At 33.4% G+C, this 25,982-nt stretch carries 28 protein-coding genes, 1 rRNA gene and 1 pseudogene; 11 read left to right on the top strand and 19 right to left on the bottom strand.

What is annotated here, in order from left to right:
* Window positions 1-165: 165 nt before the first annotated feature.
* From GYX25_RS10510 to GYX25_RS10470, 9 genes are all read left to right on the top strand, one after another.
* A complete protein-coding gene (locus GYX25_RS10510) occupies window positions 166-702 on the top strand; it encodes a Dps family protein (protein WP_091350626.1) in 537 nt (178 codons plus the stop codon).
* Window positions 703-773: 71 nt separating this feature from the next.
* On the top strand, window positions 774-1,325 hold the full coding sequence (locus GYX25_RS10505) for an NADPH-dependent FMN reductase (RefSeq protein WP_174787337.1): 552 nt from the start codon (window positions 774-776) through the stop codon (window positions 1,323-1,325).
* Between the two features lie 72 nt (window positions 1,326-1,397).
* Complete coding sequence (gene mutH, locus GYX25_RS10500; protein ID WP_174787336.1) at window positions 1,398-2,069, top strand: DNA mismatch repair endonuclease MutH; 672 nt, start codon at window positions 1,398-1,400, stop codon at window positions 2,067-2,069.
* Between the two features lie 239 nt (window positions 2,070-2,308).
* The gene (locus tag GYX25_RS10495; protein ID WP_091350623.1) at window positions 2,309-2,728 is read left to right on the top strand and encodes a PTS sugar transporter subunit IIA; all 420 of its coding nucleotides are present in this window, start codon (window positions 2,309-2,311) and stop codon (window positions 2,726-2,728) included.
* Window positions 2,729-3,220, top strand: a complete 492-nt coding sequence (locus GYX25_RS10490; protein ID WP_091350622.1) for a PTS system mannose/fructose/N-acetylgalactosamine-transporter subunit IIB — start codon at window positions 2,729-2,731, stop codon at window positions 3,218-3,220.
* 33 nt (window positions 3,221-3,253) lie between these two features.
* Window positions 3,254-4,072, top strand: a complete 819-nt coding sequence (locus GYX25_RS10485) for a PTS mannose/fructose/sorbose transporter subunit IIC (RefSeq protein ID WP_174787335.1) — start codon at window positions 3,254-3,256, stop codon at window positions 4,070-4,072.
* A gap of 26 nt (window positions 4,073-4,098) precedes the next feature.
* On the top strand, window positions 4,099-4,920 hold the full coding sequence (locus tag GYX25_RS10480) for a mannose/fructose/sorbose PTS transporter subunit IID (protein WP_209435405.1): 822 nt from the start codon (window positions 4,099-4,101) through the stop codon (window positions 4,918-4,920).
* A gap of 179 nt (window positions 4,921-5,099) precedes the next feature.
* Complete coding sequence (locus GYX25_RS10475) at window positions 5,100-6,344, top strand: zinc-binding dehydrogenase (RefSeq protein WP_174787334.1); 1,245 nt, start codon at window positions 5,100-5,102, stop codon at window positions 6,342-6,344.
* A gap of 255 nt (window positions 6,345-6,599) precedes the next feature.
* Window positions 6,600-7,430 (top strand): sugar-binding transcriptional regulator, encoded by an 831-nt coding sequence (locus GYX25_RS10470; RefSeq protein ID WP_238786109.1) that lies wholly within the window; start codon window positions 6,600-6,602, stop codon window positions 7,428-7,430.
* A 74-nt stretch (window positions 7,431-7,504) separates the two neighbouring features.
* Here GYX25_RS10470 and argA read toward each other — a convergent pair whose 3' ends face one another.
* From argA to aroE, 5 genes are all read right to left on the bottom strand, one after another.
* On the bottom strand, window positions 7,505-8,833 hold the full coding sequence (gene argA / locus GYX25_RS10465; protein WP_174787333.1) for an amino-acid N-acetyltransferase: 1,329 nt from the start codon (window positions 8,831-8,833) through the stop codon (window positions 7,505-7,507).
* Between the two features lie 284 nt (window positions 8,834-9,117).
* Window positions 9,118-10,317 carry an MFS transporter gene (locus GYX25_RS10460; protein WP_091350616.1) on the bottom strand — a complete coding sequence of 400 codons (1,200 nt, stop codon included), beginning with the start codon at window positions 10,315-10,317 and terminating at the stop codon, window positions 9,118-9,120.
* Window positions 10,318-10,554: 237 nt separating this feature from the next.
* Window positions 10,555-11,067: a shikimate kinase AroL gene (gene aroL, locus GYX25_RS10455; protein ID WP_091350615.1), complete on the bottom strand. Its 513-nt coding sequence runs from the start codon at window positions 11,065-11,067 to the stop codon at window positions 10,555-10,557.
* A 211-nt stretch (window positions 11,068-11,278) separates the two neighbouring features.
* A complete protein-coding gene (locus GYX25_RS10450) occupies window positions 11,279-11,632 on the bottom strand; it encodes an Aca2/YdiL-like domain-containing protein (protein ID WP_091350614.1) in 354 nt (117 codons plus the stop codon).
* 161 nt (window positions 11,633-11,793) lie between these two features.
* Window positions 11,794-12,624 carry a shikimate dehydrogenase gene (gene aroE, locus GYX25_RS10445; protein WP_091350612.1) on the bottom strand — a complete coding sequence of 277 codons (831 nt, stop codon included), beginning with the start codon at window positions 12,622-12,624 and terminating at the stop codon, window positions 11,794-11,796.
* A gap of 383 nt (window positions 12,625-13,007) precedes the next feature.
* Between aroE and rpmB the strand changes: the two genes are divergently transcribed.
* A complete protein-coding gene (gene rpmB / locus GYX25_RS10440; RefSeq protein ID WP_034884345.1) occupies window positions 13,008-13,244 on the top strand; it encodes a 50S ribosomal protein L28 in 237 nt (78 codons plus the stop codon).
* A gap of 15 nt (window positions 13,245-13,259) precedes the next feature.
* The gene (rpmG, locus tag GYX25_RS10435) at window positions 13,260-13,427 is read left to right on the top strand and encodes a 50S ribosomal protein L33 (RefSeq protein WP_034884348.1); all 168 of its coding nucleotides are present in this window, start codon (window positions 13,260-13,262) and stop codon (window positions 13,425-13,427) included.
* Window positions 13,428-13,564: 137 nt separating this feature from the next.
* Here the strand turns inward: rpmG and gltP are convergent, their stop codons facing one another.
* The 14 genes and pseudogenes from gltP to rrf form a co-directional block, all read right to left on the bottom strand.
* Window positions 13,565-14,875 (bottom strand): glutamate/aspartate:proton symporter GltP, encoded by a 1,311-nt coding sequence (gene gltP / locus GYX25_RS10430; RefSeq protein ID WP_174787365.1) that lies wholly within the window; start codon window positions 14,873-14,875, stop codon window positions 13,565-13,567.
* 92 nt (window positions 14,876-14,967) lie between these two features.
* Complete coding sequence (gene gyrA / locus GYX25_RS10425; protein ID WP_091350608.1) at window positions 14,968-17,664, bottom strand: DNA topoisomerase (ATP-hydrolyzing) subunit A; 2,697 nt, start codon at window positions 17,662-17,664, stop codon at window positions 14,968-14,970.
* 98 nt (window positions 17,665-17,762) lie between these two features.
* On the bottom strand, window positions 17,763-18,341 hold the full coding sequence (locus GYX25_RS10420) for an SIS domain-containing protein (protein ID WP_091350606.1): 579 nt from the start codon (window positions 18,339-18,341) through the stop codon (window positions 17,763-17,765).
* A gap of 15 nt (window positions 18,342-18,356) precedes the next feature.
* A complete protein-coding gene (locus GYX25_RS10415) occupies window positions 18,357-18,728 on the bottom strand; it encodes a YraN family protein (RefSeq protein WP_091350604.1) in 372 nt (123 codons plus the stop codon).
* Window positions 18,694-20,538 (bottom strand): penicillin-binding protein activator, encoded by a 1,845-nt coding sequence (locus GYX25_RS10410; RefSeq protein ID WP_091350601.1) that lies wholly within the window; start codon window positions 20,536-20,538, stop codon window positions 18,694-18,696. The genes GYX25_RS10415 and GYX25_RS10410 overlap by 35 nt, the downstream gene beginning before the upstream one ends.
* A gap of 20 nt (window positions 20,539-20,558) precedes the next feature.
* The gene (gene rlmM, locus GYX25_RS10405; protein WP_091350599.1) at window positions 20,559-21,641 is read right to left on the bottom strand and encodes a 23S rRNA (cytidine(2498)-2'-O)-methyltransferase RlmM; all 1,083 of its coding nucleotides are present in this window, start codon (window positions 21,639-21,641) and stop codon (window positions 20,559-20,561) included.
* A 48-nt stretch (window positions 21,642-21,689) separates the two neighbouring features.
* The gene (lpxL, locus tag GYX25_RS10400; protein WP_091350596.1) at window positions 21,690-22,640 is read right to left on the bottom strand and encodes an LpxL/LpxP family Kdo(2)-lipid IV(A) lauroyl/palmitoleoyl acyltransferase; all 951 of its coding nucleotides are present in this window, start codon (window positions 22,638-22,640) and stop codon (window positions 21,690-21,692) included.
* A gap of 232 nt (window positions 22,641-22,872) precedes the next feature.
* A complete protein-coding gene (gene thyA, locus GYX25_RS10395) occupies window positions 22,873-23,667 on the bottom strand; it encodes a thymidylate synthase (protein ID WP_091350593.1) in 795 nt (264 codons plus the stop codon).
* Entirely contained in the window at window positions 23,664-24,533 is an 870-nt protein-coding gene (lgt, locus tag GYX25_RS10390) for a prolipoprotein diacylglyceryl transferase (protein ID WP_091350590.1), read from the bottom strand. Before lgt ends, thyA begins: the two co-directional genes overlap by 4 nt.
* Window positions 24,530-25,102: an RNA pyrophosphohydrolase gene (gene rppH, locus GYX25_RS10385; RefSeq protein ID WP_091350588.1), complete on the bottom strand. Its 573-nt coding sequence runs from the start codon at window positions 25,100-25,102 to the stop codon at window positions 24,530-24,532. Before rppH ends, lgt begins: the two co-directional genes overlap by 4 nt.
* Window positions 25,103-25,209: 107 nt before the next feature.
* Window positions 25,210-25,368 (bottom strand): YgjV family protein, encoded by a 159-nt coding sequence (locus tag GYX25_RS11460; protein WP_091350586.1) that lies wholly within the window; start codon window positions 25,366-25,368, stop codon window positions 25,210-25,212.
* Between the two features lies 1 nt (window position 25,369).
* A pseudogene (locus GYX25_RS11455) lies at window positions 25,370-25,426 on the bottom strand (hypothetical protein); the annotation flags it as partial.
* A gap of 56 nt (window positions 25,427-25,482) precedes the next feature.
* Complete coding sequence (locus GYX25_RS11450; RefSeq protein WP_446718924.1) at window positions 25,483-25,644, bottom strand: YgjV family protein; 162 nt, start codon at window positions 25,642-25,644, stop codon at window positions 25,483-25,485.
* Window positions 25,645-25,882: 238 nt separating this feature from the next.
* Window positions 25,883-25,982 (bottom strand): 5S ribosomal RNA (rrf, locus tag GYX25_RS10370); the annotation flags it as partial.

Below are 25,982 nucleotides of genomic sequence, written 5' to 3'. Positions count from 1 at the left end.
CACAAAAAACAATTAATTTAAAATAAAGCAAATAAATGAAAGTGATAGATTGCTGAAATAACAGTAATAGCTAAAAATAGCTGATTTTTATTGGACATTAATTGTGAGTTGGCGTAACTTGGTACAAAAGCGTTGTTTTATTATTCAATTTAAGGAGAATATATTATGGCTAAAAGTATTACCTCAGCAAAAAAATTACAACAAACAGCAATTTTATTCCCTACTGACTTAGGTCAAAAAGCGTCAAAAGATATTTCTGGAGCAATGAATTCTGTTTTAGCAGATGTTTTTGCTTTATATTTAAAAACTAAAAACTTTCATTGGCATGTTAGTGGTCCTCATTTCCGTGATTACCATTTAATGTTAGATGATCATGGTGAAGAACTATTTGCCATGACAGATCCAATTGCAGAACGTGTACGTAAATTAGGCGGAACAACACTACGTTCAATCGGTCATATCGCTAAATTACAAAGCATTTCTGATAATGATGCTGATTTTGTTGAACCATCAGATATGCTTGCCGAACTTTGCCAAGATAATGTAAGACTAACAGAACGTATGCGTGTAGCACATGATATCTGTGATAAGTACAACGATACGGCTACAGCAAGTTTAATTGAAGAGTGGATAGATCAAACGGAACAACGTGCATGGTTCTTATTTGAAGCCGGACGAAAAGTCGACTCATCAGGACATTAATAAATAATTATTAATGAATAAAATAAGAGGCATATTCAGTGCCTCTTATTAAAAATATGTGGAGATTTAAGATGAGTAAAAAAATTGCTGTACTGGTTGGGAGTTTACGTAAAGACTCTTATAACTTAAAAGTAGCAAAAGTTTTTCAGAAAATAGCACCACCATCACTTTCGTTACAAATTATCCAAATTGGGGATTTACCTTTATATAATGAAGATATTGATAATAATGCCCCTCCAGCTTCTTATACTCGTTTTCGTCAAGAAATAGCCGATTGTCAGGGTGTTATTTTTGTGACACCAGAATATAATCGGGGCTTACCGGCAGTGATCAAAAATGCTATAGATGTTGGTTCGCGTCCTTATGGTAAGAGTGTTTGGTCAAAAAAACCTGCAGCGGTTGTTTCCGTTTCACAAGGTGCAATTGGTGGGTTTGGCGCTAATCATCAATTACGACAATCTTTAGTCTTTTTAGATATGCCAACATTACAACAACCTGAAGCTTATATTGGCAATATAAATGCTACTTTTGATGAAAGCGGTAATATTACCTCTAAAAGTGAAGAGTTTTTAACTGTTATCATTAATAGCTATGCTAGCTGGGTTGAAAAGTTAAGCCAATAACGCTTTATTTTACTATTCACAGTCAATATAATTGGCTGTGTTTTCTTAGCAAGCAAATTAATTCGTTTTCTCATGCCTATATTTTTTCCTAATAGTGAACAAAAATTGTTACATCGTGCGCAGTTAGTGGCGGGTTATACTTTTGGAGAAATAGCACAATATTTAAACATTCCTATCCCCACGGATTTAAGCAAACAAAAAGGTTGGGTAGGTAATCTTATCGAAATTTTTTTAGGTGCTAATGCTGGTAGTAAGGCTGAACGTGATTTTGCCAATTTAGGGATTGAACTGAAAACGATTCCCGTTGATAAACAAGGTAAACCGTTAGAAACGACTTTTGTCAGCGTCACACCATTAATGGCTAATCATGGCGTTATTTGGGAAACTAGCCATGTTAAATATAAACTAACAAAAGTACTTTGGATTCCAATAGAAGGCGAAAGAACGATTCCTCTTGCTGACCGAAAAGTAGGAAAACCTATTTTGTGGACACCAACTCAAGAACAAGAGCGACAACTCAAGCAAGACTGGGAAGAATTAATGGATATGATAGCGCTAGGTCAGGTTGAAAAAATTACCGCTCATTATGGCACCTATCTACAACTCAGACCCAAAGCGGCCAATGGACAAGCACTTACTGAAGCAATTGGTGAAAATGGGCAAATTATTTTAACTCGCCCTAGAGGATTTTATCTTAAAAAGTCATTTACTATGCAAATTTTAGATAATGCAATGAAGTCTTAATAGTTTTTCACACACCATTACACATCAAAATCATCACCTTCAAGCTTTAAAAACAAATCACATTAATAATCATACAAATATCATTTTTTACAAAAACAAATAATATTATTTTTATTTATTTGGCACAAAAATCAAATCTATATCACATTTTTTCACATTAGTGATTTACTTAGATCAAATGTGAGAATAAATTCAATTTAACATTTGTGAAACATTAAGAGAATTTGTGAGGGTTTAATATGAATTTTATTTTATCTGGGCATGGAAATATTGCTATTGAAATGAAAAAAAGTATTGAAATGATAGCGGGAAAATACCTCAATTTATATGCAATAACCTTTGAACCTGGTGAAGGTATTGATAGTTTGCAAGATAAATATCTAAAAATTATTAACCAATCAGAAAACCAACAATTCATTATTATCACAGATATTTTTTCTGGTAGTCCTTATAACGCGGCAGCAATATTAGCGCTGAAACTAAGAAATATTGAAGTTATCAGTGGGCTCTCCTTACCACTTTGTTTGGAGTTATTAAATTCTGATTACTCCTTAATCAATATTGAAAACGCATTTGAACAACTGGACAACGTCAAATTGGATTTTATCAAGTCATTCAAATCATTATCTAAAAATGCATGTATAGAGGAGGATCTATAAATGATTATAAATTTAGTTCGCATTGATGATCGTTTAATTCACGGACAAGTGACAACTGTTTGGACCAAAGAAGCCAAAGCAGAAAGAATAATTGTTGTAAGTGATGAAGTTGCCAATGATGAGATCCGTGCAACACTCGTTAAACAAGCAGCCCCTCCAGGCACTAAAGTTTCGGTGGTGAGCATTGAAAAAGCTGTAGCTGTTTATAAAAACATAAAATATGAACATGATACCGTATTTTATCTATTTACCAATCCAACCGATGTGTTGCGCTTAATTCAAGCAGGCGTTCCTATTAAAAATGTCAATATTGGAGGTATGTCATTCAAAGCTGGTAAAAAACAAATTACTAAAGCTGTTTCTGTTGATGAAAACGACGTATCGGCATTTAGAAAAATGCATGATATTGGAGTAAATCTTTATTTAAAAGTGGTGATTACCGATCCTTTTGTCGATTTTATCAAACTTCTTGAACAAGAATTTCCATATTAATAATCACTATTAATAACAAAATAGGAGGCAATAATGGAGATTTCATTATTTCAAATCATATTAGTTTTTATTTTTTCTTGTGTGGCTGGTATGGGGAGTGTGCTGGATGAGTTTCAAACCCATCGTCCATTAATTTCCTGTACTGTAATTGGTTTAATTTTAGGAGACGTCAAAACTGGAATTATTCTTGGAGGTACATTGGAACTTATCGCATTAGGTTGGATGAACATTGGAGCAGCGCAGTCACCCGATTCAGCATTAGCCAGTGTTATATCAACTATTTTAGTTGTGGTCGGTAAACAAGATATCCAAACAGGTATCGCTATCGCATTGCCAGTTGCTGCAGCAGGCCAAGTACTTACGGTATTTGCTAGAACCATCACTGTGGCCTTTCAACATGAAGCAGATAGTGCAGCTGAAAAAGTCCAATTTAGAAAAATAGAATTATTACATTTTAGTGCACTTTTTGTTCAAGCGCTAAGAGTGGCAATTCCGGCGACATTAGTTGCTATATATGTTGATGCAAACACAGTAAATAGATTATTAAATTTATTACCCGATATTGTTACTGGCGGCCTTGCTGTTGCTGGTGGATTTATTGTGATTGTCGGTTATGCCATGGTTTTAAATATGATGATGGTCAAATACTTAGCACCATTTTTCTATCTGGGTTTTATTTTGGGTGGATACCTAAACTTTAGCCTCCTGTCATTTGGTATTTTAGGGGTCATCTTTGCCATTATTTATGTTCAATTAAATTCTAAATTTAATACGGTTAAAAACAATGAAGATTCAATAAATCGATCAACAAATAGCAGACCAATCATTGCCGATGATGAATTAGATGATTAATTAACAAGGATTTTATTATGAAAGAAATGATAAATACCATTCAAAAGAAAGATATTATTAGTACGTTTATTCGATCTAATTTCCAACAAGCTTCTTTTAACTATGAACGAATTCACGCTTTGGCATTTTGTGTGGATATGATACCAACAATAAAACGAGTCTATAAAACAAAAGAAGAACAACGTGAAGCCTTAAAACGACACCTCGCTTTTTTTAATACTACTCCTGCGATGTGTGGCCCTATACTTGGTGTCACAATGGCAATGGAAGAAGCAAGAGCTAACGGTGCACCTATTACAGATGGGACGATTAACAGTTTAAAAATTGGATTGATGGGACCTTTAGCCGGTGTCGGTGATCCATTGGTATGGGGAACACTTCGCCCAATCACAGCAGCACTCGGTGCTTCATTAGCACTTTCTGGAAATATAGCCGGTCCATTGCTGTTTTTTATTCTGTTTAATTTAGTTAGGCTTGCTATGAAATGGTATGGATTGACTTATGGTTTATCGAAAGGAATAGGTATTGTTAAAGATCTTTCCGGCAATATTTTACCAAAATTGACAGAAGGTGCATCAATTCTTGGATTATTTATCATGGGAGTGTTGGTCACAAAATGGACTTCAATTAACGTTCCATTAGTTGTATCTCAAACAGCTGACATAAATGGTAACCAAATCACAATGACAGTTCAAAGTATACTTAATGATCTTGTCCCTGGCTTATTACCGCTTGGCTTAACACTCTTAATGATGAAACTACTCAGGAAAAAAGTAAGTCCAATAATGCTAATTTTTATACTTTTTGCTGTAGGTATAATTGGATATGGTTTAGGAATACTTGCTTAACAAAATGATAACTAAATGTTTATTAAAATTTAATGGGTTTTAAGTTCAATAACTAAAATTCAAAAAGTACGCAAAAAGGTTAGTCAGTTATTTTATTTATTCTAACACAATACAAATAAAATCTTTCAGCCTTTTTGTGTCTGCCCTTCAACAAGATTTAACTTATCAAAGAGGAATATATGAAAACTCAAGCGGTTAGGTTATATGGTAAAAATGATTTACGATTAGAGTCGTTTGAACTTCCACAAATAAATGATGATGAAATTCTAGTTTCGGTAATTGTAGATAGCATGTGCATGTCTTCATTGAAATTAGTCAATCAAGGAGAAGATCATAAAAAAACACCACCTGATTTAGTCAATAATCCTATCATCATTGGTCACGAATGCTGTGGTGAAATTTTAGAAGTTGGAAAAAATTGGCAGCACAAATTTAAAGCGGGAAAAAAATATGTAGTACAAGCGAATCTACAACTTAAGGATAGTCCTTATTGTGTCGGTTATTCTTATCCATACACAGGAGGATGCGCTACTTATATGATCATTAATCATGATGTATTAAAACAAGATTGTTTAATTCCCTATGATGGTAACACCTACTTTGAGGGTGCTTTAATTGAACCTTTATCCTGTGTTATTGGCGCATTTAATGCTAATTATCATTTAAAACCTAATAGTTACCAACATGTTATGGGCATAAAACACGGTGGGGATCTGTTAATTTTAGGTGGAACAGGCCCGATGGGGATGTTGGCAATTGATTATGCTCTAGGGGGACCAATAAAACCTAAAAAAGTGGTTGTCACAGGACGGAGTAAAGAAAAAATAGCTCATCTTAAAACGTTGTATCCTCCTCGTAATGGTATTGAACTTGAATTTGTTGATATATCAAATGTTGATGACCAATTAGAATCATTAAAAAGCCTTTCGACCAAAGGTAGTTTTGATGATGTTTTTGTTTTTTTACCTTCACAAGAATTAATTCATTTAGCATCAAAATTATTAGCTTTTGACGGTTGTCTTAACTTTTTTGCAGGTCCGCAGAATAAAGATTTTTTAGCTGAAATTAACTTTTATGATGTCCATTATAACTTTACCCACATTGTTGGAACATCTGGTGGAAATACCGACGATATGCGTGAGGCAGTCAAACTTATTGAAGCTGGAGCTGTTGATGTAGCTAAAATTGTTTCACATATTCTGGGGATCAACCAAGCTAGTAAAATCACTCAAATGCAAGATAAAATTAAAGGTGGTAAAAAATTAGTTTATACCCATAAGCAATTTGACATTAAAAATATAGAATCATTAACTGATAGTAAAGACGATATTGCATTGAAACAAATACTTATTAAAAATCATGGGATTTGGTCAAAAGAAGCCGAAGATTTTATATTAAATTATTTTCCTGATATTGAACCTTAATTTTTGATATACTCTACTAGCATCAAGATGTCATCATGCTGAAAATAAATGACTTCTTGATGTTATTAAATAGACTAATATTTTTAAAACAATAGATAATAAGATAACGCTACGATGATAAATCACAATTTTAGCAATAACGATTTTGAGCAACATAAAATGTTAATTAAAATTGCACAGCTGTATTATGAAGAAAATAAAACGCAGTCAGAGATAGCAAAAATAGTTCATATACATAGGTCGAGCATAAGCCGAATGCTAAAAACAATACGTGAATTAGGCCTCGTCTCTATTTCAATTAATTATGATTTATTACCCAATATCGCCTTAGAAGAAAAAATTTGTAGTCAATTTAATTTAAAACAAGTTATTGTTGTGCCTGTTAACCCCAATTTAGATAATGATACGAAAAATCAAATTGTGTGTAATGTAACATCTAGTGTATTACTTAAAAATATTCACGATAACGATGTTATTGGTATATCTTGGGGACGCTCAATTAATTATATTGTTGATAGTTTAAAAAATGATAATAATACGTTTGGCAATATAACCATTGTACCAATGATTGGTGGACCTTCTGGAAAAATTGAAACAAAATATCATGTTAATAATATTGCCTATAAATTATCCAACAAACTGAAAAGTAAATCGATATTAATTGATTACCCAGCCATTGTCGACACATCTAAATTGAAAGCTGAAATTGAAAAAACTCAGCACATGAAAGAGTTAAAAGATTGGTGGAATAAGATAACAGTAGCATTGTTTAGTATAGGTTGTCCCGCCATATCCAAAAGTTCAATTTGGTACGGTTTTTATGGAGAACTATTCCAAACAATTACCAATAAAAAAATTGTGGGCGATATCTTATCTCGATTCTATGATAAAAATGGAGCTGAATTAGATACACCATTCTCTAATCAAATTATTGGCGTCACCTTAGATAAACTAAAACAAATCCCACTTAAAATTTGTGCTAGTGGTGATCCCGAAAAACTTAATAGCTTAGTTGCAGCATTAAATGCAAATTATATTGATATATTAGTCATTAGTGATGAGTTAGCTAATCAACTAATTGACTAATTTTCAAACCAAAATAATAAAAAAGAGTCTTAATTAATGACAATACTATTTTTAATATTTAATATCAAAAAAATCTAAATAATATCAAGCATTAAAATTTTTGAATTTCGTTGATAATTATAAAGTTGCTTTTTTTTAATTGGCAAATCATCTACCTCTGCTGGATTGAATCCTTTTTCCCTAAACCAGTGAATACTGCGAGTAGTGAGAACAAATATTTTTTCTAATCCTAACTGGGTTGCTTTTTCAGTTAACTTTTCAATTAATACGTTTCCCCGAGACGAGCTACGATAGTCTGGGTGAATAGCTACACAGGCCATTTCGCCCATTTTTTCTTCAGGATAAGGGTAAAGTGCAGCACAACCTATTGTCATGTTATCACGTTCAATAATGGTAAATTTATCAATCTCCATTTCTAATTGTTCACGAGATCGTTTAACCAATACACCTTGTTCTTCCAGTGGACGAATAAGTTCTAAAATCCCACCAATATCGTTAATCGTTGCCGAACGAACCTTCTCTGAATGCTCCATTGCAACTTGCGTTCCAATTCCATCGCGCGAAAATAATTCTTGTAAAATCGAACCATCAATCAAATAACTTACCAAGTGGCTTCGTCTAACTCCACTTCGGCATGCTTTCGATGCTGCGCGTAAAAACCGTGCTTCACTGGATAAATGTTTGCCTTGCTGTTCTTTTTGATTAACATAATTATCTGCATCAACTGGATAAAGGTCAGTAATAACACGACCTTCTTCATCTAAAACCCCTTGTTCTGCACAAAAGCTGATTAATTTATCCGCTTTTAAGCGAATGGCAACTTCAGCTGCGACATCCTCAGATGCTAAATTAAAACTTTCTCCAGTAACCGAAACACCAACTGGGCCTAATAACACAATAGAGCCGCGATCTAACTGTTCTGCTATCGCCTCGTTATTGATTCGTCGGATTTTACCTGTATGACAATAATCAACGCCATCATCTACACCCAATGGTTGGGCAATTACAAAATTACCACTGACAACACTTATATGAGCACCTTGTAATGGGGTATTATTTAAACTCATTGATAAACTTGCGGTAATATTAAGTTGTAATGATCCTGTAACTTGTTTAATGATGTCTAGCGTCACTGCATCAGTGATGCGCGTATTTTTATGATATTTCGGCACAATATGATATTTTTTTAAAGATTCATCGATCTGATTACGAGCACCATTGACAATAACAAGTTTAATACCAAGACTATAGAGTAAACCAATATCACTGATGATACTTGAATAATTATTACTTTTTAACACCGCACCTGTGAGCAAAATCACAAATATTTTCCCATGATGAGCATTAATATAAGGTACTGAGTGTCTTAATCCATCAACCAATTCAGTTGTACGTTCTTGCATTTTTACAACCACCTTAAAATGAATATTTATTCAAATTAAATGTAATTTTATTTATTTTTGATTTAATAGCAAGCTATATTTTAAGGTTCTATCAACAATCTAAATATTCACTATTTATAAAAGATAAAATTGAAAATCGATAAGTATCTGATTGAAAAACGACCAATTAACCCAGCATTAAATGGTTAATTAAAAAGATTAAGTTAAAATTTTAAAAACCGTTAGTATGAAAAAAAGCATGCCATATTGGCATGCCCCATAACATTAAACTTTAGATCAATAAATTATATTTTTGTTAAATCAATGACCTTCTTAAAACGATAAAAAACAATTGATCCAAGTAATACACTTGATACTGCAATAAAAAAGTCTATTAAAATAGCATAACTGACATTGATCATAGCTAATTTTGGCACTATACGCGGAATGACAACAAACGATAGTCCACTAAATGTATACATACAACCAACGGCCAGACCTTTACGAGTTGGGAACAGTTGTTGCATTACAACCAAAGTCAACTGTAACACGCCGCCTGCAGCAGTAAATCCTACGCCAATTGCAGCAATGACACACATGACTGGTGAAATATTGAAATAAAACACAATTAAGACTAAGGCAGACAAAGCCGGCAGAATAATAATACAAAATATTGGTTTTAAGAAACGTTTAACCACAAATGCTGTAACAAATACCGAGATAATGGATGCGGTGCTATAATAGCTGATCAGTTGGTTTGCATCGATATCGCTCATATTAACACCTTTAATAGCGATAGTCGGTAACCACTGTAAAATAATGACAAATGTTGCTGTTGTAGTAAATCCCATGACAATCAGTAAAATACCTTCAAATTCAAATCGAGGATTACCTGTAAAATAGTTTACTGAACCTTCACAACCTTTGATTGTCGTATCTTTATGTGGGAATTGTTGAGGTAATAATAATAAACTGTTAATGATTAAATAAGCAGTAAAACCAAGAAACGCCCAACCATACCATATTTTGTTGGTATCAAAAAAAGTAACAATAAAAGGTAGAACTAGCGTTCCGATGGAAATGAAGGCTTTTATAAGAACACTTGCAGAGCTCGCAGCTCCAGGAAAGCATTCAGTCAATGCAGGCATAGAGCCTGTATCTAAAAAAGAATTCCCCGCCCCCACGGCAATCGCTAAACAAAAAGCTATATGAATGTTGGTACAAAAAATTATTCCTACAAAAAAGATAGCGTAACAAATCATACCTAGATAAATAAATAACTTTCTACCAAATTTATCTGATAGCACCCCACCAACGAACATTAAAAATATTTTGCCAATTCCTATGCCAGATGCAACATAACCAAGCCCAACTATATCAGTATTTAGTTGCTTTGAAAGCGCTTGAGAAAATTGCATAATCACAATTAGCGCAATACTTTGAATAATATAGTTTGCATAAATAGATCCGACAATTCCATAAGAATTGATCTTTCGATTTTCCATTTGTCATACTCCATATGTAAAACATAAAACTTTAGTTCTATTCAATATATATGTATCAATATTAAGCAGAAAGAGTAAATCTAGATTTGTTACTTAACTTTTATCTTCTTTACTTCTAAAAATAGCAAAAATCTGACAGAAAATTAAAGTTATATAGAATTCGTATTATAATTTTATTGTTGTCTATTACCAATAAAAATACCACTGTTTAAGTGGTATCTGTTATAAAAGGTTAAATTAACTTCCTAGCATCTCAAGCATTTTTGCTAGAATCAAGCTTTCATCTTGATCAACATTCACTATATGGTGTGCTGCATCATGATATAAAGGCAATCTTTCAGTTAATACTTTTTCTATTTCATCAGCAATAGATAAGCCCGTTAACGATGGTCTTTGAGCAACATTCGGGTCTTTCATTAAACGAGCAGCTAGTGTTGCCGCTGGAGCAGATAAAAAGATAACTGTGCCATTTTGTTTCATAAAATGGCGGTTATGCTCAGCTAATACCATTCCTCCACCAGTAGCAACGACGCGATTTGGTTTAGTTGTATCAACAAGCACTTGGCTTTCTCTTGATCTAAATCCTTCCCAACCTTCTTTTTCAACAATTTCAGCTACCGTTTTTTGAGTAGTTTCAAGTAAATAGCTGTCGGTATCAATAAAAGAAAACGATAGCTTATTCGCTAACATTTTTCCCATTGTTGTTTTACCTGCTGCCCTTGCACCAACTAAAAAAATTGTTTTATTCATATTGGGTTCTGTCCTTTTTTCTTTACAGAATATGTTACCATGCTAGTGATTTACTCTCGTTTTTGCAATATATTTTTATATATTATTTAATAAATTAAAAAAATAATGTTTAATGAACTCTAACATCACTTTTAAAAACATTACCGTAAATATTTTTTTACAAAAATCGTAAAAATATTAAATAGTGCTAAAATCTTGCAGATAAAACCAATTAACACAGTTTTTCTAGACCACGAAAATAGAGCTCTGTCGCTATCGATTGATGTAATCGCCACTGAATAATATCAAGGTTAATATTTACCTTTTTAAACTCTTCGTATGTCATAAAATAACGAATAGTATTACTGCCAACTCGATCATTGATACTATTGATGATGATATTTATTTTTTCGATTCGAAGTTTCTTTAGATCTTGCATTGCTGTTACAACAAATTCTGGAATCGGTTTTGTCCCATTTTCCCAATCATGCCATGTATTAACATCTGTTTTACCAATATATTCACTAGCTTCTGACACTTTTAACATAAAGAAACGACGATATGCTTGCAACTCTAAATTAGTCATAAATGCTCCTTATTATGATGCTCTTAAACTATCTAATTGATATGTTAACTTTGTTTAGACCAATTAAATAACATACAAATTTGGCAATCACAAAGCAATTATATAAATAACGGAAAACATGACTAATTCCAATTAACTAGCCATATTTACCATTTGGGCAACTATTTTTTATTCAAAGCATCAATTACAGCCTGTTTTGCGCGCTCAGAAAGATTTTTCCCTGTCCAAATTTTAAATTGAGCATTTGCCTGGCCAATAAACATTTCACGTCCTGAAATTGACTCCCAACCAGCTTGTTCAGCTTCTTGTCTAAAACGCGTATTGTATGGAGTATAAACAATATCATAAGCCACACCTTTACCTTTAAACCAAGCTTGTTTATAAGGTGTTTGATCTTCAAATTTACCCGTCATGCCTAATGGTGTTGAGTTAATAATAATTTGAGCTTCAACTTTACTACGGTCTTCCCATTTAATAGTTTTAAGATTGAATTCATTAGCTAACATATTAGGTAAATCATCTACAATATCTGTTACTGTGATATCGGTATAGCCAAGTTCCTGTAACCCAACAACAGCTGCACGTGCAGCTCCCCCTGCACCAAGTAATAATACTTTTTTATAATCTGCAGGTAGTTTTTTTGTTTTAAGCGGTTCCATAAATCCAACAATATCAGTATTATCACCACAAAGTTTATCTCCATTCCAATAAACTAAATTAGCCGCTCCCGCTTTCTTTACATGATCGGTTACTTCATCTAAATAAGGAATAACTGTTTGTTTATGTGGAATGGTGACACATAAGCCTCGAATGTTTAATAACCTTATGGATTTAAATAAAGTTGCAATATCTTCCGGAGGTGTAGCAAAAGGAACTAAAATTGCAGGAATTCCATTGTCTTGAAATGATGTAGTATGAATAAGAGGGCTCATACTATGTCCTAAAGGATAACCGATAATGCCGTATATACTATATGGCGTAAACTGTTCCATATAACCTCCTTAAAAATTAGAAAATTAAACCTAAAATGGATAAAATCGATAAATCATAGTATTAAAACATATTTATTATAAAATTAAACCGTTTTTGTATTTAATCTACATAATCAAAATTAGAAAGTTATCGTTTAATAGTAACAGACATCTATTTGTTAATATTCATTTGGACAATAAACTTATTTTACGCTTAAATAAGATAATGCTTGAGAATTTGCGTATAACAGCGTATACTTCGCTACCTCATTATTGTGGGTGTAGTGTGAGAGGTTAGACTGCTTCTCAGATAGAACTGCAGCAAACTAAAAGCCTGACGAGGTTAATTCCATTAACATATTACGCCCAAGGCTTAAGCATTGAAATTTCGGAGAATTATTGACATGTCACGAGTATGCCAAGTAACAGGAAAAGGTCCTTTAGTAGGAAATAATCGTTCTCATGCGATGAATGCTACTAAACGTCGTTTTCTACCAAACCTTCAAACTCACCGTTTCTGGATTGAGAGTGAAAAACGTTTTGTAAAATTGCGTGTATCTGCTAAAGGTATGCGTACTATCGATAAAAAGGGTATTGATGCAGTTTTAGCTGAACTTCGTGCCCGTGGTGAAAAGTACTAATAAGGAAACCATATCATGGCAAAAGGTGTACGCGAAAAAATTAGATTAGTTTCTTCTGCTGGTACAGGTCATTTTTATACCACTAGCAAAAACAAAAGAACTATGCCTGAAAAAATGGAGATCAAAAAATACGATCCTGTAGTTCGTCAACATGTAGTTTATAAAGAAGCTAAGATTAAATAGTTTTAATAAATAATAAAAACCCAGCAATGCTGGGTTTTTTTATATCTTTTTAAAATTGATGTTGCTCATTGATTAACTACTTAAGAAATAAAAAAGCTTCAGTTTTTACCTGAAGCTGAAATAAGCAAACAATGATTTTATTTTAAATATTGTTGCTCATATGATCTTGCTTTTTTATCGTCAAAGACATGCTCCCAGCGTGCAATAACAATTGCAGCTAATGCATTACCTACTACATTAACTACCGTTCTTCCCATGTCTAAGATTCGTTCAACACCCATAATATAGCCAATACCTTCAAGAGGTATACCGACACTACCAAGTGTTGCCGATAAAACTAAAATTGAAGCACCAGGAACGCCAGCAATCCCTTTAGATGCTATCATTAATGTGATAACAATAATAATTTGATCCAAAATTGTTAGATCGATGCTAAATAGCTGCGCTAAAAAGATAACAGTTATGCTTTGATAAAGTGTCGATCCATCAAGATTAAATGAATAGCCCGTAGGAATAACAAAGCTAGTTATTGATTTTGGAGCACCATAAGCTTCCATCTTTTCAATAATCTTTGGTAGTGCTGTTTCAGAACTCGCCGTTGAAAATGCAATTACCAACTCTTCTTTTAAAATTCTCAACAATGTAAAAATATTAAAGTGACAAAGTTTACAAACAAGACCAAGTATCACTAATGTGAAAATAATCATTGCCGAATACACTGTTAAAATTAATTTAAATAAAGGCAGTAAGGATTCAAAACCATATTTAGCAACAGTTACCGTAATAAGTGAAAAAACACCAATTGGTGCATAACGCATAATCATGTTAGTTACTTTAAACATGGTATCTGAAATTACTTTTAAGAAGAAAAGAAATGGTTCACGCTGTTTATCTTGTAAAGACATTAGCCCTAAACCAAAAAAAACACAGAAAAAGATAACCGGTAAAATTGCACCATCAGCCATTGCTTTAAAAATATTTGCAGGAATCATATCAAGAATCATAACAATCAAACCATGTGGTTTTCCGTTCAATTCCTCAGCTGCTTTGGCATATTTACTAACATCAGTGGTTGCAAGAGTAGATGAATCAATTCCTGCTCCCGGTGAAAAAATATTTCCCCAGCAAATACCTAACAAAATAGCAATAGTTGTAATAATCTCAAAATAAAGTATTGTTTTAAATCCTAATGTACCTAATCGTTTTGAACCGCCAATACCTGCAATACCTAGTGTTAATGTACTAAGTATAATAGGTAGTACAATCATTTTAATTAAACGAATAAAGATATCACCCGCTGGTTGAAAGATATTGACTATCGAAAACTGATAATAAGAATGTAAAGGATGAGATGGAACAGAAAGCTCAAATAAATAGGCCCCCATCGCAATACCTAAAACCAAAGCAATTAAAATTTGCCATGCAAGATTTGTTAATATTTTTTTTATAAAAAACGACATCTAATACTATTCCTTTTCGATATTATTCTAAATAAAAAAAGGATTAGTTATATTAACTAATCCTTTTTAATAATTAAAAGTTATTCTTCGGCCCCCGGCGCCAAATCACTCCGCTCTTCACACTGTGATAATAATTCGGATTCATTATCGTCCTCTGTTTCAGCGATTCGCTGTAGTCCCACTACTTTTTCAGTTTCCGCTGTTCGAATAAGCATAACCCCTTGAGTATTACGGCCTACAATACTGACTTCTGCAACTCGAGTACGAACAAGTGTTCCTGCATTTGTAATTAACATGATTTCATCTGTTTCATCAACTTGAACTGCCCCAACCACAGCTCCATTACGCTCACTTACTTTGATAGAAATAACACCTTTAGTTGCACGTGATTTCGTTGGGTACAACTCTTGCTCTGTACGTTTACCATAACCGTTTTGGGTTGCAGTTAAGATTGCGCCATTTCCACGAGGTACTATCAGAGACACCACTTTGTCATCACTCTCAAGTTTTATGCCTCGAACACCTGCAGCAGTTCGCCCCATACAACGAACTTTATTCGCTGGGAATCGAACAACTTTACCATTGGCTGAGAATAACATAATATCTTCAGTAGTTGAGAGTTGTGAAACTTCATCATCTTCAGTATCAATATCTTCTATCACGCTATCATCATTCATTTCTTCATCATCAGTCATAGCTGAAGGATCATTACTAGTTAAATCAACACCAATCAATTCATCATCGTCACGCAAATTAATCGCAATAATTCCACCACTTCGAGGACGGCTGAATTCAATTAAAGAAGTTTTCTTAACTGTACCTTGTGCCGTAGCCATGAATACACAATGTTCATTATCAAATTCTCTAACTGGTAAAATTGCAGTAATACGTTCGTTTTCTTCCAGAGGTAATAAGTTTATTATTGGGCGACCACGAGAACCACGGCTTGCTTCAGGTAATTGATAAACCTTCATCCAATATAATCGACCACGACTAGAGAAACAGAGAATCGTATCATGGGTATTAGCAACTAATAATTTTTCAACAAAGTCTTCTTCTTTAATTTTAGTTGCAGATTTACCTTTACCACCACGACGTTGAGCCTCATAATCTGAAATCGGTTGATATTTTACATAACCTTGATGCGAAAGAGTAACAACGACATCTTCTTGGGCAATGAGATCTTCAATATTAATATCTGCACTACTTGCTGTAATTTCGGTCCGTCTAGCATCTTGGAACTGGTCACGAATGGCTTCGAGTTCTTCTCGAATCACTTCCATTAAACGCTCTGAACTTGCTAAAATATGCAATAACTCACCGATTTGAACTAATAAATCTTTATATTCATCAAGAATTTTCTCATGTTCAAGTCCTGTTAGACGATGTAAGCGAAGATCTAAAATCGCTTGAGCTTGTGCATCTGATAGGTAATAGTGTCCCTCATGAATACCAAATTCTGGCGCTAAATCTTCTGGTCTAGCAGCATCATTACCTGCTTTTTCCAACATCGATGCAACGTTTCCAAGTTGCCAAGCTTGAGCCAGTAATTTAGTTTTTGCCTCACTTGGCGTTGCAGCTGCACGAATTAATTCAATAACTGGATCAATATTAGCGAGTGCAATTGCCAAACCTTCTAACACGTGAGCGCGCTCACGTGCTTTACGTAGTTCATAAATAGTTCGACGCGTAACTACTTCACGACGATGAAGTACAAAAGCTTCAATCATTTCACGCAAGTTTAACAGTTTGGGTTGACCTTTATGTAAAGCCACCATATTGATACCAAATGAAACTTGCAATTGAGTCAACGAAAAAAGATTATTTAAAACAACTTCACCAACCGCATCACGCTTTATTTCAATAACGATACGCATACCATCTTTATCAGATTCATCGCGTAATGCCGAAATACCTTCTATTTTTTTATCTTTGACCAATTCAGCTATTTTCTCGATCAATTTTTTCTTGTTAACTTGATACGGAATTTCATTAACAATGATCGTTTCTCTTCCTGAATGGTCATCAACTTCGATAGTTGCTTTAGAACGAATATAGATAATACCACGACCAGTACGATAAGCATTTTCAATGCCTTTTCGGCCATTAATCAATGCTGCCGTTGGAAAGTCTGGCCCATGGATATATTCCATTAAACCATCAACCGAAATATTTTCGTCTTCAATAAAAGCCAAGCAGCCATTAATAACTTCAGATAAATTGTGAGGAGGGATGTTAGTCGCCATACCAACAGCAATCCCTGATGCTCCATTAATTAATAAGTTAGGAATTCGTGTTGGTAACACATCTGGAATCATTTCTGAACCATCGTAGTTAGGAGAAAAATCAACCGTTTCTTTATCAAGATCCGTTAATAATGCTCCTGCAAACTTTTGCATCCGAATTTCTGTATAACGCATTGCAGCAGCTGAATCACCATCAACAGAACCGAAGTTACCTTGACCGTCAACTAACATATAGCGCAATGAAAATGGTTGGGCCATACGTACAATTGTGTCATAAACCGCCGAGTCACCATGTGGATGGTATTTACCGATTACATCCCCAACAACACGAGCAGACTTTCGATAAGGTTTATTCCAATCATATCCCGCTTCATGCATAGCAAATAAAACTCGCCTGTGAACAGGTTTTAAACCATCACGGACATCAGGTAAAGCACGTCCAACAATGACAGACATTGCATAATCAAGATAAGAGGATTTTAACTCATCTTCAATGTTAACGGGGGTTATTTCTTTGGCTAGTTCGGTCATAACACCATGTTCTCTTATTAATTTAACTCATCAAAATAGTACATAATTATAGCATGAAAATCGCTATTAATGCAGAACTAAACTGTTTTTATTTCAACTTATTCGCTATGAATAAACAACGTATTTTCAATTAATTGGCATAAGCAATTTAAAATCATGGCGTGCATTTCGTAAGCCATAACTTTTTTATAAGATGGTACTCTTATTTCAATATCATTTTGCCCAAGTAAACCAATCACTTCACCACCATCAAAAGCAGTTAATGCAACGATTTTCATGTCCTTAATTACAGCTTCTTGAACAGCACGAATAATGGCTCGACTATTTCCTTGGCAAGTCGCTATAATTAAAACATCACTTTGTTGACCTAATGCTTGAATTTGACGAGCATAAATTTCTTCATGATTAGCTATAGCACTTAATAAAACATTATCCGAGACTAAAGCTATTGCTGGAATGCTTGGTCTTTCGATATTAATACTGGTGATTAAACGTGAAGTAAAGCTTTGTACATTAGCAGCGGATGAACCATTACCACAGCTCATAATCTTATTGCCGTTAAGTAAACTCTCAACAATAATATTTGCTGCTTTTTCAATAGAGGAACCGAGCGATTCAGCCATCACAATTTGAGTTTGAATACTTTCAGTAAAATAATTTTTAATTAAATCTTGCACGCTTTTCACCTAAAATTAAAATGCATTAATAATCCACTTTTGGCTTTTACCTGTAATAGCAAAAATATCAAATCTAAACTCTGTATTCTCAATATTTAAATTTTGCTCTATCATCCATAGTTGAGCAGCATGCTTGATTTTATTTTGTTTATTTAATGTCACGGTCATTTCAGCATCACCAAAATTTGCATTTTTTCGATAACGCACTTCAATAAAAACAAGGCACTTGTTATCTAACATAATTAAATCGAGTTCACCAATGCGAAATTGGATATTATGAGCAAGAAGTATAAGCCCATGTTTAAGTAGATATTGGCAAGCAATATTTTCATAATACTCACCGATTTGTTTTTTATTCGCTTTTTGAATCAGATTTAACTTCACCATAAGTATATTGTTGCCAAGAAAGCGAGCGAGTCACTTCACATTGATTACTTGTTGATAGTTTCCCTGTCATACCATCTAAAAAGTTAACTTGATATGAATTAAGCTGATTAAACCGATTGGCGAGTCTCCACGCATCAATTCCCATTGCATACAAACGCATTAATGAATAGTCTTTCAGAATATCGCTAGGTATGTTTGTATTCACATTATCCTTTTGCTCCATAATCATAGGAATTTCTGCATATTCAGTTTTATTCATATCATAATTAAAATCTTTAGAAGAACTGGCTATATGACTTTTTGAGCTTGTATAAAGCATAACTTCTGATGAATTGCCAATAGTTTTATTTGCCCCCATATCAAGCATTGGTTTTATCAATGTTAATTCATCATATGAAGAATAAACATAAATAGCATCAAATCCCGCAGATATTTCCACTGGGGGCGTATCATTAATCAAGATAGGATTACCGGTAAGAGTAATACCTATATTACGATTCATATTGGCACTTAATGTTTGAATGTTGCCAAAATATTGCACGTAAGCTTGTGAATTATTCGCCGATAGTTGCGACCACTGCTCTGCAAAACTTTGTGCAACACGTTGTCCTAAGTCAGTTTGCGGCACTAATAATAACGGTTTTACTCTATTTTGAGAATAAATATGGTTTGCCGCATCTTTTGCTTCATCTTCAGGAGATAATGCAAAGAAACACATTTTATTAACAGAAGTAGTCTCATTATCAACTTTATTTAAGGCTAAAATAGGAATAGCAGGAGCTAGCTCTTTTATTTTAGTCACTTCATTTTTTAATAAAGGTCCTACAATTAATTCAACATTATTTTCTTGAGCTTGTTGAATTAAAATATCCATGGATGCACTAGTTGTATCAAGTACCATCACATTTTGTTGTGGTTCTTGTGGAAAAAATTTTATAGCATTGATATAACCTTGCCGAATAGTTTCACCAAATATACGTGAAGAACCATTTAATGGTAACAATAATGCAACTTTTTTTGCATTAGCATCAACAGAAAGAGTTTGTTCACCCGTTAATATGGAAAGAATTTCCTTAGCAGGGTGATCTGGATATTGTATAGCCCAATTGTTGATGGCTTGTTTTAATAGTTGTTTTTGATTTTGAGATTTTGCAACAATTGATTCTGGAGTATCATCATCTTGCGAAACGAGTACTTTGTTATTGCTTTGGTAAGCGTAAGTTAAATCAACCCACCCTTGTAATGTAATTTCATTTTCATTTACTAAAACTTTACGAAGTTCTTCTAATTTTAATTTACGAAAGAAATCCCATGTATTATTTAATAATTGTTTTTTTCCAGCTTCTGCTACATATTTTTCTAATTGAAGATAATCATGAGCTTGGGCATTAATATCTTTACTGTTTGCATCTAAACCTAATTTTATAACGTAATAACGATATAACTGGGAATTAGTCAACTTTTCCAGAGCTAACTGATTAAGATCAAACGGTTTCCTTTTTTTTACGGCAATTTCACCTTCTGATAATAACTTTTCTTTTTGCTGCTCAGTATTAAGATTAAGAGGCAGATTTGATAATAATTCACTGGCTTGCGAAAATTTATTTTCTTTTATCAAAGCGCGAATACCTAATAATTGCCAATTAACTTTAGTAGAACCAGTGCTATTATCTGCTTGAGATAAATAATAATTAGAGTTTTGATGCTCATCAAAGTTAAGGGATTTCTTTGACATTTCTAAAGCACATCCCACCAAAAATACAAACAATGGCATTATTAACATAGCACAAAAAGAGCGTTTTAAATTCATACCTTTTCTCTTGTAAGTTGTTATCCCCAAATTCGTTGTACATGAACGGTCACTTCTTCTCGATCATGATAAAGCTGTTTAGCCTGAATTTGTACATTAATTTTTTTATTATTTAGTTCGTCGTTTAGCAAGTGTAAACTTTGTTTTACTTCTTCATAACGCTTTTTCATTGGTAATTTGAGATTAAAAATAGTCTCTCTACACCAACCGTTAACCAGCCATTTAGCTATTAATTCAGTTACTTTAGTTGGTTTTTCAACCATATCGCAAACCAGCCAATAAATATTATGCTTTTTAGGCATAAATTTAAAGCCATCTTCTCTGTAATGTTTAACTTGTCCTGTTTCCATCAATTTTTCATTCATCGGACCATTATCAATGGCATAAACCATCATATTTCTTTTAACAAGTTGATAAGTCCATCCTCCAGGGCAAGCCCCCAAGTCAACCGCATTCAAACCACCTTTTAATCGTTCATCCCATTCTTCATAAGGAATAAAAATATGAAAAGCTTCTTCTAATTTTAACGTAGAACGGCTTGGTGCATCGGTTGGAAATTTTAGCCTTGGAATCCCCATATAAAAAGGTGAATTATTTTGACTCAGTGAATAACCGACATAACAACTATTACTATTAATAAAAAATAAGTGAATAACAGGTCTTGAGGGGTTTTCAGCTTTTAATAAAATACGTTTACTTCGTAATGCCTGACGAAGAGGTACCGTAAATTTACGACAAAATCCTGAAAGCGCTTTGCCTTCATTTGTATCAGCAACTTCAACGCGTAAATCTCCTGCTTTATCAATACATCCAGATAATGCATCAATAATAGGAGAAATACGATCATTTGTTGGTAAATCAACTAATAAATCACCAGACAAAAATATTTGTCGCGCAAAAATGAGAGTTCTGAAAGCCAAATCCTTTATTAATAATTGTGCATCGCCATCTTGATAGCATTCAAAAACAATATAACCACTGTTTTCTTTTACTTTAACAAAACCATATATTTGTTTTTGTGCAGATCTATCTGTAATTTCTGCCGCACACTCTTTTTCAAACCCAGAACGACAATATAAAATAATCTTATTTAATTTTTGCATATTGCAATTTTTTACTCTTTTAACAGATATTATAAAAAAACAACCATATTAGTCAGATTGAACATTATCAGAATATAAAGGGGCATCCCCTTTTGGGCGCGTTTTGAATCGACGATGTAACCACATATATTGTTCAGGTGCTTTTAAAATTTCCTGTTCAATGATTTTATTCATGAATGTTGCTGCTAACACATCATCTTCAACAGGAAACTCTTCAACCCTAGGAGAAATATATACAATATAGCGGCCATTTTTTTCTCGTTTAGGCGTAAATGGAATAATCGCAGGCAAACCTAACTTAACTAATATACGTGTACCAACTGTTGTCGCAGCTTTTTCAACTGAAAAAAGTGGAGCAAAAACGCTATTTTTAGGTCCATAATCATGGTCTGGTGCATACCAAAGTAATTCACCATTTTTTAATGCACGGATCATACCTTTTGTATTATGACGCTCCAGCATATATTTGTTTGATTTCAAACGGCCTTTAAGCTGAACATAATCCATAACAGGATTATCATTTGGTCGATATACGCCAACACCAGGATGACTAATCCCCAGAATACGGGCACCCAATTCTAAGGTTAAAAAATGAATACCAATAAGTAACACACCCTGACCCGATTGTTGCACCTTTGTTATATAATCGTCACCAACAATGGAGGTGTGTCTGGATAGACGTTTATCAGACCAAAACCAAGCCATACCGGTTTCAAAAATAGCTATCCCAGTAGAAATAAAATTTTCACGCAACATCTGATCACGTTCTTGCTGTGGCTTTTCGGGGAAGCAAAGTTTAAGATTTTGTCTTGCAGTCTCTTTACGTTTACCAATTAATTTCATTGACAGTAACCCTAATGCTTTACCTAATTGGTAAATAATCGGATATGGTAATAAAACAATTAAATACAAAATGCTAATCCCAAGCCACGTTAACCAGTAACGAGGATGTAATAAGCGTTTAGTAAAAATAGGGCGAATTTCTTGATTTTGACTCATATTAAGATCAAGTTATTGTTAATCATAAAGTCAATTATTATATACTATATCTTAATTTTAGGGGCAGAAAAATAAACAAAGCTTGACTACATAACATCAGCATTGCTTAGCTAACTTTATGATAAATTTTATATTTAAAGCTCATCATAGCTAATAATTAGAAAGATTAGCTATGATCTTTTATTAACAACTCACTGTTTTAATGAAATATGTTGCTTTATGAACTTAAAAATCAAACAGCTACGGGGGCTTTTATTGCTGGATGTGGATCATAACCAACGATGTCAAAATCCTCAAACTCATAATCAAAAATTGTTGGAGGTTTACGTTTAATCACTAATTTGGGTAATGCTCTTGGCTCACGACTTAGTTGTAAGTGGGTTTGTTCCATATGATTAGAGTAAAGATGTGTATCTCCCCCAGTCCAAATAAAATCACCTACTTGCAATTCACACTGCTGTGCAATCATGTGAACTAGTAATGAATAGCTAGCAATATTAAATGGTAGTCCTAAAAATACATCACAAGAACGCTGATAAAGCTGACAAGACAGTTTACCATTTGCAACATAAAATTGAAAAAAAGCATGACATGGAGCTAAGGCCATTTGATCTAATTCCCCAACATTCCAAGCAGAAATAATCATGCGTCTAGAATCAGGATCAATTTTAATTTGTTCAATTAATCGTGAAATTTGATCTATTTGGTGACCATCAGCTGTGCCCCATGCTCGCCATTGTTTACCATAAATAGGGCCTAAATCACCATTAACATCAGCCCATTCATCCCAAATCGTGACGTTGTTGTCTTTTAAATACTTGATATTCGTATCACCTTTTAAAAACCAAAGCAACTCATGGATAATTGAACGTAAATGACATTTTTTAGTTGTAACAAGAGGAAAGCCTTCTTGCAAATTAAATCGCATTTGATGACCAAAAATAGATAACGTACCTGTGCCAGTTCGATCCGATTTAAGCGTACCTTCATCTAAAATTTTTTGCATTAACGCTAAATATTGTTTCATCGTGCTTTTGCCTTCTTGTCAAATCTATACGCAAATAAAAAAATTAAAATACCACCAATAATCATCGGTAAACATAAAATTTGCCCCATACTGATAATATTTAAAAATAAACCTAGTTGTTCGTCAGGTTGTCTAAAAAACTCTATAACAAATCTAAATAAACCGTAGCAAAGTAAAAATAGCCCAGATACAGCACCTGTAGGCCTTGGTTTTAGAATAAAGATATTTAATATAACAAATAGTATTATTCCTTCAAACGTCATTTCATAAAGTTGTGACGGATGTCTTGGTAAAATACCATTTAATTGAGAGTAAAGTGAAAACCATTCAGGATGAGACTGAACAAACATAAAATCAGCATGCGATGATGTTGGAAATAGCATACCAATAGACGAATGAGTAACTCTGCCCCAAAGTTCTCCATTAATAAAATTACCAAATCGCCCAAACATTAAGCCTATCGGGACAAGAGGAGCAACAAAATCACCTACTTGCATAAAAGTTTTCTTTGTCTTCTTAGCAAAAATAGCAATAACACAAATAGCACCAATCAAACCGCCATGGAAAGACATACCTCCTTCCCAAACTTTAAATAATATTACAGGATCTTTAGTAAAAACATCAAAGTTATAGAAAAAGACGTAGCCTAATCTACCTCCAATAAATAGCCCCAAAAATCCCCAAAATAATAAATTTTCAACTTCTTGTGACGTCCATTTACTATTTGGTTTATTTGCTCGGCGCTTAGCTAAGTAAAGAGCACCCAAGACGCCAAATAAATACATTGCTCCATACCAATGGAGTGATATAGGACCAATAGAGAAAGCTATCGGATCAAAATCAGGAAATTGCAAATATTGATTCATTTTTTAATACGCTTTTTATTTTTTCGTTTATGTACAAAGAAATTAAATTTTTTCTTTTTAGGAATACTAATAATTGGTGCATCTAATTCAGTCTGTATAGCAAAAACAGAGGAAGAAAATTCTTTCATTGCTTTTCTATAGACATCTCTTTTAAAAGCAATAACCTGCCGAATAGGATACCAATAATTAACCCATTTCCAATCATCAAATTCAGGAGTAGAACAAGCATTGAGATTAACTACCGATGGATCAGATATTAATTCTAATAAGAACCATTTTTGCTTTTGTCCAATACAAACAGGTTGATTTTCCCAACGGATCATCCTTTTAGGTAACCTATATCGTAACCAACCATTAGTAACGGATAAAATTTTCACATCTTTTGATAATAAACCAACTTCTTCATTTAATTCGCGAAACATTGCCTGCTCAGGCGTTTCGTTTTGTTTTATTCCGCCCTGAGGAAACTGCCAAGAATTTTGCCCATAACGACGAGCCCAAAGTACTTGACCATACCTGTTACAAATAACTATTCCTACGTTTGGACGGTAGCCATCATTATCGATCACTGACTACCTCAAGAAATCTATTTTTATATAGTTAAATTGTTTCATACATGGAGCAATAAATAAATAAAAAAATGAGTTAATTGAGTAAATATGCTTTCTTATATAGGTTATTTTTTTATAATTGCAACAATATTAATTATAACAAATATTATTTCAATAGCTAAACTATCTAAAGAGCCTATCCACAAGCTATAAATAACCCATAAAAAAACTGTATAACAACATAAGCAATCGCATCTTTTGTTGCTGTAAACGAAACAGTTCAATAGTCACCAATGTACTACCTATAATTGAAAGGTAATGAATAAATTGCATCCAATCAGGTGTAGTAAGAAAATACCCACATTAAAGCAATAAAAGAAAACATTACAAACATATTTTTATGTGTAAGCAGAAATAATATTTCTAAATATATTCCCAATATTCGGTATTGCTGCAGGATATGATTCTGGACCTAATAAATAAAAGTGAAGAGACATAATAAGATTAACAATGGCCAATTGCCATATAAAAGAATTGTCATTATGTTGCAAAAAAAACACTAATATCTACAAAATAATCTAACATACCAATTAATTGTGGAATTGTCGTATATTTTTTAACAAAATATGCACTAACAGATTCATATAAAATTTCAGACTATCCATCGTTAACTTCTTAGACAAATAGATCTAAATAATTTTTCGGATCATTTAGTTAGATTATTCATCCTTAAATAATATGAACTAACACAAAAGCAAAAAAGCCCAACAACACTGCTGGGCTCTCTCTAATTTAAAAGTCTGGCGGCACCCTACTCTCACATGGGTAATACCCACACTACCATCGGCACTACGGCGTTTCACTTCTGAGTTCGGCATGGGGTCAGGTGGGACCACCG

This window comes from Gilliamella sp. ESL0254, assembly GCF_013344985.1.
Taxonomy (GTDB): domain Bacteria; phylum Pseudomonadota; class Gammaproteobacteria; order Enterobacterales; family Orbaceae; genus Gilliamella; species Gilliamella bombicola.
The sequence above is the reverse complement of the archived record's forward strand: the minus strand, read 5'-3'. Positions and strand labels throughout refer to the sequence as shown.